This is a genomic window from Halomonas sp. TP35, from assembly GCF_052375975.1.
GTDB classification, from domain to species: Bacteria; Pseudomonadota; Gammaproteobacteria; order Pseudomonadales; family Halomonadaceae; genus Vreelandella; species Vreelandella citrativorans.
Genome location: NZ_JBQSUZ010000030.1, coordinates 1 through 9,123, shown reverse-complemented (window position 1 = coordinate 9,123; position 9,123 = coordinate 1). Strand labels below are relative to the sequence as shown.

Here is a 9,123-nt window from a genome sequence, read left to right as displayed (position 1 = left end):
CGCTTAGCGCCGATGGTAGTGTGGGGTCTCCCCATGCAAGAGTAGGTCATCGTCAGGCACTTATACCCAAAATCCCCCGGGGCTCAGCCCTCGGGGGATTTTTTTATGCGTGGAATATGAAGTGCGGTGGCGCTGGCTGAAGGCTGTTTTCCATAAAAAAACGAAGAATAACCAACTCCTTCATCACTCACCTCTTTCCCCGCGTGCCGTCTTAACGCGTTTTGTGTCAAAATGCTCGCCTCAAGGAGGATTGCCATGACACAAATGCGCTGGGACCAGTTACTTTCCCCACGACGTCTGCACGATCAACGCCCGGATAACACGCGCGAAATTGGCCGTAGCCCCTTTCATAAAGACCATGACCGAATTGTTTTTTCAGGTTCCTTTCGCCGCTTGGGGCGTAAAACCCAGGTACACCCGTTAACTGAAAATGATCATATCCACACACGTTTGACTCACTCGCTGGAAGTGGGCTGTGTGGGCCGCTCTTTAGGCATGATTGTCGGTGAACTTTTACATGATCGTCTGCCAGAATGGATTACGCCTGCTGATATGGGCGTTATCGTGCAAACCGCTTGTCTGGGCCATGATATTGGTAATCCGCCTTTTGGCCATGCCGGAGAGTACGCGATCCGCGACTGGTTTCGCCGCGCACAAGGTAGCGGCCTACTGGATGGCTTGTCAGAAGCGGAGCGGGAAGACCTGCTCACGTATGAAGGCAATGCTCAGGGCTTTCGTGTTATTACTCAGATTGAATATAACCAGTTTAACGGCGGTATGCGTTTATCGGCCGCAACGCTTGGGACCTTGCTGAAATACCCCTGGACCGTACGCTATAGCGGGCGAGCAGGTAAGTTTGGCTGTTATCAGTCTGAACAGGCGCTCTTAAAAGAGGTCGCCGACGCAGTGGGTCTGCTGCCTCAGGGGGAGCAGCGCTGGTGCCGCCATCCGTTGGCTTGGCTAGTCGAAGCGGCCGATGATATCTGCTATGCCCTGCTGGACCTGGAAGATGGCCTGGAAATGGGCATTCTGCGTTATGAAGAAGTCGTGGAAATCCTTCGGCAAGTGGCTGGAGAGTTCCCGCCTGAGTATGCGGATATGGAGGATCGTCAGGTATCGCAGCGCCGACGAATCGCCCTATTGCGCGGTGCTGCCATGGAGCGAGCGGTTAACGATGTCGGTGCGGTTTTTGTTCAGCATGAACAGGCGCTGTTAAACGGCACGCTAAAAGAGGATCTGCTTGAGCTGTGCCACCCGGATTTAGGCTGGGGCGTACAAGCAGCGAAGCAGCTGGCCCGCGAGCGTATTTTCCAAAATGAGCGTAAGGCCAAACTAGAGATTGGTGCCTACACCACTCTAGGCATTCTACTGGAGGCTTTTATTGGCGCCGCTCATGAGTTGCACCATACCGGACAGTCATCCTTCAAGCATCAGCGTGTACTGGCGCTAATAGGAGAGAATACGCCGTTGCCCTCCTGGCCGCTTTACGATAGCTATCGACGCATGCTGGACTTTATCGGCGGGATGACCGACCACTATGCAGTTGATCTTGCTCAGGAGATGGGGGGGCGTTTACGCGGCGATTAAGCAATAACGCATCAGACCGATGGCTGGCGGAGATGACGTAACTCTACCAGCCTCGCCCTTTCCATTAGCAAATAAATGATCTTGTCATGGATTGGGTCGCTTAGCGTGCCAGGTTTGAGGTCAGTGAGCTGCTTGGCAAGCTGCTCTCCACTGACCACCAGCACATCGCCAGTTGCCTCGGTGATGTCAATTTCCCAGCCGGGCAATACGAGCACGCCCCGTACCGGTACCGGCACACCACAGCGTCGTTCAAGCCACTGGGTAAGCCAGCTAACGGCTTGACGTGTCTTATGAAGTGGGCGGCGCTCATGCCAATGAGGAAAGCGTAAACGCTCGCGTTCAACCGCCACGGTATTAAGCTCTCGGCCGTCTGAGCCAATGGCTAATGCACGCGCCCGCGTTTCCAGCACGAACACGCCATACGGCGTAACCACCACGTGATCGATAGTGAAACTGTCGGTTGGTACATCATGGAATACGTAGTAAGGATGCGCCTCAGGACGAATAAGCCGCTCAAGCTCTTGGCCAACCGCCAGTTCGCAAGCAAGGCCAAGTTTTAGTCGCCGGATGCGCTGGTAATCACGTATCAATAATAAGGAAAACGTTAACACAAGCAGGGTACTTAACAGGCCATAGAGTGCCCACTCCACCCAATCTTGTTGACTGACAAACAACATTCTTCCCATGCCGTATACCAGCGGGGCCAGGCTAATAATCGGACCTAAAGCACCATTTAAGAAAAGACTTGAGAAGGCCTGGTCAAGGCGATGGCGTAGTGCTTGCCCTGGTTCACGCAGTGGCGCATCAAAAGGCGACTCAACGCGCGCATCATGCAGGCTGCGCAGGGCTAATACGATGCCGCCCATCGCGGCCATGGGAAATAAAAAGATGAGCGGTAGCAGGTATTCCAGCCAAACCATTGCAGTGCCTTGCCTTTTAACGGCCTACCTTATGGCAGGCCTGATGAGAGAAACGGATTAACCGCCAGCTAGCTTAACTTGATAACCCTGCGCGGTTAGTGCTTCTCGTAACGTATCTCGATGGTCGCCTTGAATCTCAATGATGCCATCTTTGACTGCTCCTCCCGTGCCGCACCGCTTTTTAAGTGTTTTCGTCAGCGCTTTTAGTTCCGTGCTGGGCAGTGGGATACCACTAATAGTCGTAACACCTTTACCTTTACGCCCACTGGTTTCACGGCGAATGCGTACGATACCATCCAGCGCAGCAAGGCGTGCTTGCTCACTGTTTTCCTCACAGCTGCAGGCATCCAGTGCCTCACGGCACTCCGGGCACGTTTTACCATGCTCCGTTGAATATACAAGCCCACCAAGCTGGTCACGTAAAGAGGCCATTGTCACCCTCCTACTGAGCGTTGTGGCATGGGGAGGCTCCAGGCTTTTTGGTAAAGGCGCTCAATAACGGTGGGTAGCTGGTACATATTACTAATCATGATAGCGTTTTCTGGCGTCTCTTCGGCATCGGGAAAGCGATTTAAATGAATGACCGTCATCCCGGCCTCAAGTGCCGCACGAACACCCACCAGGGCGTCATCAATGGCAATACAGTCATGCGCACTATAGCCCATGATACTGGCTGCGTGCAGATGCAAACAGGGTTCAGGCTTCCAGCAATTAGCGGTGTAGCCGCTAAACAGACGATGACCAAAGTAATCGTTTAGGCCGGTGGCCTGAAGTGCCGTGCGAATTTTGGTTTCAGGACCGTTGGAAACAACGGCACTTGGATAGGCTGACAAGTTATCCAGCGCCTCTCTGGCACCAGGGATCAGTGTCAGCTCTTCAGCAAGGCGATTAGCCAGATTGGCCCGCATGGCACCTTCCATGTGGGCGAGTTGGTCAGGGTCCACTTCGCCGTAGCGTTGCTGTAACTCGGCCACAATGCGTCGGAACCGAGCGCCACGAAACTCACCAAGATAGTCAGCTGGTACGAAGGGCAATCCTACAGCGTTTAGCCCTATCGACATTTCTTCAGCTAAAAGAGGTTCACTATCGACGAGGGTGCCATCACAGTCAAACAGCAAAAGTGGGAGCGGCATTGTGGTTCCTTGCAGCGACTTAAACGCTACCAGTGTTGGTTGAACACTACCCAATGCCTATTGAACGAGATTTTTAGGCTTTTGTGAACACTGTTTCGTAATTTTTTGTAGCTAATGCCGCAATAAACCAGTCATGCACGATGCGTTAACGAAGAAATAGCGAAAACCGGCAAGGGACCGTTATATGCCAGGTGATACCGGCACCCGGATCCGTTACGACTAGCGCGATAAACGGCGCGAATTGGCTCTGCTACGCTGATGGTAAGGCTGCATGGCCTGACGGCTGGTGACCCACCAGGGCGCATGTTGTCCGCTGAGCATATTCAGTAACGTTTTTTGCATGGCGAAACCCGCCTCCATACTGGCTTCAAGTTTCTCCGTCACCATACGTTGGTTCTCTTTCATCATTTTTGGGCTGAAAAACGGCTGCGTTTGCCATAGCTGATTGCGGTGGTTGATCGTCGAAAGGGACGATGTCCAAAGCTCGAGGGCCATCATGCCGACTTTCCAAGCATCCATCATGGCGAAAGGGGACATGGGAATTAAGGCAGTCGGTGTCGCGTGCTTCATAAATTAGCTCCGAGGATGAACGTCTGTTCAGTGTTGGTCTCTCTATGTTGCAATGCAATATTTATTTGTATCCGCTGCGTGTTAACCACAAAAAAGACGGCCAAATGGCCGTCTTTTAACCTACGTCATGCTTGAATTTATTTAACTTTCGGATCCAGCTCGCCACGCTCGTAGCGGTTGAACATCTCTTCAAGGTTGATCGGCTTGATCTTGCTGGCGTTGCCCGCGGTGCCAAAAGCTTCGTAGCGAGCGATACACAGATCGCGCATGGCGGTAACGGTTTCCTTGAGGAATTTGCGCGGATCAAACTCAGACGGATTCTGAGCCATAAAGCGACGTACGGCGCCAGTAGAGGCCAAGCGCAGGTCGGTATCGATATTGACCTTACGTACGCCGTGCTTGATGCCTTCAACGATCTCGGAAACCGGCACACCGTAGGTTTCTGGAATCTCGCCGCCGTACTGATTGATCACCTCAAGCCACTCCTGCGGTACAGAAGATGAGCCATGCATGACCAAGTGAGTATCCGGGATGCGCGCGTGGATCTCTTTGATACGCTGAATAGATAGCGTATCGCCTGTCGGCGGCTTGGTGAATTTATACGCCCCATGGCTCGTGCCGATGGCGATGGCCAAGGCATCTACGTGGGTGGCTTTAACAAACTCGGCGGCTTCTTCCGGGTCGGTCAGAAGCTGTTCCATATCCAGCTTGCCTTCCGCACCAATGCCGTCTTCTTCACCGGCCATGCCGGTTTCCAGGCTACCCAGGCAGCCCAGTTCACCCTCAACGGAAACGCCACAGGCGTGGGCCATTTCAACGGTGCGACGTGTCACATCAACGTTGTAGGCGTAGTCGGTCGGTGTTTTTCCATCTTCACCCAGCGAGCCATCCATCATGACCGATGAGAAACCCAGCTGAATAGAGCGCTGGCACACCGCGGGGCTGGTGCCATGGTCCTGGTGCATAACTACCGGGATATGTGGGAACTCTTCAACAGCAGCCAGAATCAGGTGGCGCAGGAAAGGTGCGCCTGCGTATTTACGCGCGCCTGCAGAGGCTTGAACGATAACTGGCGAATCGGTCGCATCAGCTGCTTCCATGATGGCGCGCATCTGCTCAAGGTTATTAACGTTGAACGCCGGAATACCGTAGCCATATTCGGCAGCGTGGTCGAGCATCTGACGCATGCTGATCAAAGCCATGGGGTCACCTTCTTTAGTTATCAGTGTGAACGAGTGCGAAAATATGCAGGTTCAATTCGTTTAATGTTAACCGCGTTTGGCGGCTGCTTCGAGCGCGGCAACGGCAGGCAGCTGCTTGCCCTCAACATATTCAAGGAAAGCACCGCCCCCGGTTGAGATATACGAGACGCGATCCGCAATCGCATATTTATCGATGGCGGCTAACGTATCACCCCCGCCTGCAATAGAAAATGCATTGCTATCGGCAATGGCCTGGGAGATAACTTCCGTGCCTTTACCAAACTGGTCAATCTCAAATACACCCACTGGGCCATTCCATAAAATGGTGCCCGCGTCTTTGAGCATGCTGGCCAAATGCGCCGCTGTTTCAGGGCCAATATCCAGAATCATTTCATCGTCGTTAACCTGGTCGACCGGCTTAACCACCGCATCGGCTGATTCAGAAAACTCGGTCGCCACGACAACGTCGGTTGGTAATGGAATGGAGACCTTTTCCATCAGTGCCTTCGCTTGGGAAACCAGGTCGGCTTCATAGAGCGATTTGCCCACATTATAGCCTGCTGCGGCAATAAAGGTGTTGGCAATGCCGCCACCCACGATCAGTTGATCGCACTTATCCGATAGCGAATTAAGCACATCAAGTTTGGTAGAGACTTTGGAGCCGCCCACAATCGCAGCCATGGGGCGCGCCGGATTGGCCAAGGCTTTTTCAAGCGCATTGAGCTCTTGCGCCAACAGTGGGCCCGCACACGCGCTTGGTGCAAAGCGAGCAACGCCGTGGGTAGAGGCCTGAGCGCGATGGGCGGTGCCAAAGGCATCCATTACAAATACATCACATAGCGCCGCGTACTGTTTGGCGAGCTGTTCTGCGTCTTTCTTTTCGCCCACGTTAAAGCGAACGTTTTCAAGCAACGCGACCTGACCATTTTCAAGTGTCGGTGGTGTCTCAAGGTAGTCGCTGATCAGCTCGACCGTTTGGCCTAGCAGGTCGCTTAAATGTTTGGCCACCGGGGCGAGTGAGAACTCATCAGCGGGATCACCTTCGGTTGGGCGGCCAAGGTGACTCATCAGCATGACTTTAGCGCCCGCTTTCATCGCCGCCTGAATGGTAGGCAGCGCCGCTTTCAGACGTGCGTCGCTTGAGACATTGCCGTGCTTAATCGGCACGTTCAGGTCTTCGCGAATCAGCACGCGTTGCCCTTCCAAAGGCAGATCCATCATTTTTTGCACGTTCATGTGAGCGGTTTCCTCGTCTTCCGGCGGTGAATCGGGTAGTGATAGTTAGCCGATACGACTAAGCGGCGCGATCTCGGGAAAGCACGGCTAACCGTTGGGCAATATCGAGCATGCGGTTTGCAAAGCCCCACTCGTTATCAAACCAACATAAAAGCTTGATAAGGCGTTTTCCAGCGACGCGGGTTTGGGTCGCATCGAAAATGCCGGAATGTGGGTCATGATTAAAATCAATGGAGGCCATGGGCGCTTCGGTGTAACCCAGCACGCCCGTAAGACGCTGCTGGCTAGCGTGATGCAGCAGGTTATTGATTTCCTGGGCGCTGGTGTCGCGACGCACGGTCAGTGCGGCATCCATCGCCGACACATTAATGGTGGGAACGCGGACGTGTAAACACTCAAATCGGCCTTCCAGATGTGGCATCAAACGGCTGATGCCGCGCGCAAGCCCTGTGTCCACCGGCACAATGGACTGCATGGCCGAGCGCGTCAGGCGCAGATCAGTTTGATGGTAAGCATCGATCACTGGCTGATCGTTCATCGCAGAGTGAATGGTCGTGGTTACTCCGTGTTCCAGCCCCAGCGCTTCGTCGAGTACGGTAAGTAAAGGAACCAAACAGTTGGTGGTACAAGAAGCCGCTGATAGGATGCGCTGAGAGAGTGTCAGCTCGTGCTGATTAATTCCCCACACGATCGTTGCATCGACATCGTTTTCCGCTGGCTGTGAAAACAGCAGGCGCTTTGCGCCAGCACTTAGATGCTGCTCGGCTGTCGCGCGATCTTTAAAACTACCTGAGCACTCAAGAACTAGATCAACCTTCAGCGCTTTCCACGGAAGTTGGCGTGGATCTTTTTCACATAGCACCTGAATGCGCTGTCCGTTGACCACTAACGCTTCACCGTCATTCTCGACGTTTCCTGGAAAGCGACCATGAGTCGTGTCGTAACGGGTCAGGTAGGTAATCGTCGCCAGGTCAGAAAGCTCATTGATAGCGACGACCTCAAGACGCGAGTCGCCACGTTCAATCAGTGCCCGCAATACGCACTGGCCAATACGCCCATAACCATTAATGGCGATGCGATAGGTAGGAGCAGCGTGTGTAGAGGCAGATGTAGCCATGTAAGAAAGCGGCTCTTGGAAGGTGAATCAGTGACCGTCAATAAATAAAAAACATTCGCAATAATAGCGTATTTCAACCGCCTGCGCCTATCAGATGCCAAGCGAAAGGCAGCATCAGGGCAGTGAAAATGCCGGTAAGACTCATCCCAAGAGAGGCAAAGGCGCCTGCGGCCGGGCTGATTTCAAACGCTCTTACCGTTCCGATCGCATGGCCGTTTAGCCCCAGCGCAAAGCCGATAATGCGCTCGTCTTCAATGTTTAAAAAGCGTGCAGCAAGGCTGACGAACGCGGCGGTAGCAACGCCGGTAATCAGCAGTGCGCCCAACAAGAGCGCCACCGAGCCGCCAATCTGCTCGGTAATGCCAATCGCGATAGGCGCCGTTACGGACTTTGCCGCAATAGAGGCGAGAATAAGGGGTGAGCTACCCAACACCCAGGCAATTAGCAGGGCGTAGCAAGCCGCAAGCGTGGCTGCAATCGGCAGGCAGATAGTAAGAGGTCGCCATAGTGTCCGAATATGCGGCAACTGCTGATAAAGCGGCATACCCAACGCGACGGTCGCGGGCCCTAACAAAAAGGTCAGCCAAGCGGCATCCTGCCGATAGGTGTCATACGGCAGGCCAATGGCGGCAAGCGTGGCAGCAAGCAGAAGTGCAGCGATCAAAATAGCCGGTAGCCAGGTCGGCTTTTTTAATCGTTTGAAAATCAGGTTACCCAACAAAAACGCCGCTAACGTTAGCCCAACGGCAAACAGCGGCGTCGTACTTAAGGTGCTTAGCAGGGCATTAGCGGGCATGCATTTTTTCCAACAGGCGCTTAAGTAGCCACAGCGTGGTGGTTACGCTTAATAGCGTACCCACAATCAGCGCACAAAGAATGGCTAGCCACTGGCCTGCAAGCTCATCAAGAATAAAAAACACGCCCACCACGCCCGGCATAATCAGCATGGCAAGCAGGCCGATTAATGGCTGCGCTGCGGCGGCGATTGTCGAGGGGACTCGTCCCCAAACGGCTAGCGTTGCGGTTAATAACAGCATACCGACAACGCCGGATGAAACCGGAAGACCGGTAAAGTAAACCGTTACTTCACCGATCAACCAGTAACTCACTAGCCATAAAAAGCCATTAAGTGCAGGCATTGTTAGCCAAGCAGTTCATTGGCATTTTTGAGGATATTCTCAACCGTAAAGCCGAAGTGCTTGAACAGCTCACTCGCGGGGGCGGACTCGCCGAACGTGGTCATGCCGATCACACGGCCGTCCAGACCCACATACTTGTACCAGTAGTCGGCATGTGAGGCTTCAATGGCAATGCGCTTGGTGACCGCTTTGGGCAGTACGCTTTCCCGGTACTCGGCG

At 53.7% G+C, this 9,123-nt stretch carries 11 protein-coding genes; 1 reads left to right on the top strand and 10 read right to left on the bottom strand.

Translation table 11 applies throughout. The features are described 5' to 3' along the window. Positions 1–255 precede the first annotated feature (255 nt). Entirely contained in the window at positions 256–1,587 is a 1,332-nt protein-coding gene (locus tag ACT3RU_RS17805) for a deoxyguanosinetriphosphate triphosphohydrolase (protein ID WP_087109889.1), read from the top strand. Positions 1,588–1,598: 11 nt separating this feature from the next. Here ACT3RU_RS17805 and ACT3RU_RS17800 read toward each other — a convergent pair whose 3' ends face one another. From ACT3RU_RS17800 to ACT3RU_RS17755, 10 genes are all read right to left on the bottom strand, one after another. Further along, positions 1,599–2,507 carry a nuclease-related domain-containing protein gene (locus ACT3RU_RS17800; RefSeq protein ID WP_192528660.1) on the bottom strand — a complete coding sequence of 303 codons (909 nt, stop codon included), beginning with the start codon at positions 2,505–2,507 and terminating at the stop codon, positions 1,599–1,601. Between the two features lie 57 nt (positions 2,508–2,564). Further along, entirely contained in the window at positions 2,565–2,939 is a 375-nt protein-coding gene (locus ACT3RU_RS17795; protein WP_087109893.1) for a translation initiation factor Sui1, read from the bottom strand. A gap of 2 nt (positions 2,940–2,941) precedes the next feature. Then, positions 2,942–3,640 carry an HAD family hydrolase gene (locus ACT3RU_RS17790; RefSeq protein WP_087109895.1) on the bottom strand — a complete coding sequence of 233 codons (699 nt, stop codon included), beginning with the start codon at positions 3,638–3,640 and terminating at the stop codon, positions 2,942–2,944. Positions 3,641–3,859: 219 nt separating this feature from the next. Continuing rightward, positions 3,860–4,210 carry a hypothetical protein gene (locus ACT3RU_RS17785; protein WP_192528661.1) on the bottom strand — a complete coding sequence of 117 codons (351 nt, stop codon included), beginning with the start codon at positions 4,208–4,210 and terminating at the stop codon, positions 3,860–3,862. Positions 4,211–4,347: 137 nt separating this feature from the next. Next, on the bottom strand, positions 4,348–5,412 hold the full coding sequence (fba, locus tag ACT3RU_RS17780) for a class II fructose-bisphosphate aldolase (RefSeq protein WP_172118906.1): 1,065 nt from the start codon (positions 5,410–5,412) through the stop codon (positions 4,348–4,350). 66 nt (positions 5,413–5,478) lie between these two features. Continuing rightward, positions 5,479–6,648: a phosphoglycerate kinase gene (locus ACT3RU_RS17775; RefSeq protein WP_192528662.1), complete on the bottom strand. Its 1,170-nt coding sequence runs from the start codon at positions 6,646–6,648 to the stop codon at positions 5,479–5,481. Positions 6,649–6,706: 58 nt separating this feature from the next. Further along, on the bottom strand, positions 6,707–7,765 hold the full coding sequence (locus ACT3RU_RS17770; protein ID WP_192528663.1) for a type I glyceraldehyde-3-phosphate dehydrogenase: 1,059 nt from the start codon (positions 7,763–7,765) through the stop codon (positions 6,707–6,709). A 73-nt stretch (positions 7,766–7,838) separates the two neighbouring features. Then, the gene (locus tag ACT3RU_RS17765) at positions 7,839–8,561 is read right to left on the bottom strand and encodes an LrgB family protein (RefSeq protein WP_192528664.1); all 723 of its coding nucleotides are present in this window, start codon (positions 8,559–8,561) and stop codon (positions 7,839–7,841) included. Next, entirely contained in the window at positions 8,551–8,904 is a 354-nt protein-coding gene (locus ACT3RU_RS17760; protein WP_192528665.1) for a CidA/LrgA family protein, read from the bottom strand. Before ACT3RU_RS17760 ends, ACT3RU_RS17765 begins: the two co-directional genes overlap by 11 nt. 2 nt (positions 8,905–8,906) lie before the next feature. Then, positions 8,907–9,123 (bottom strand): transketolase-like TK C-terminal-containing protein (locus tag ACT3RU_RS17755; RefSeq protein ID WP_483392966.1); only part of this gene is annotated, 217 nt, incomplete at its 5' end.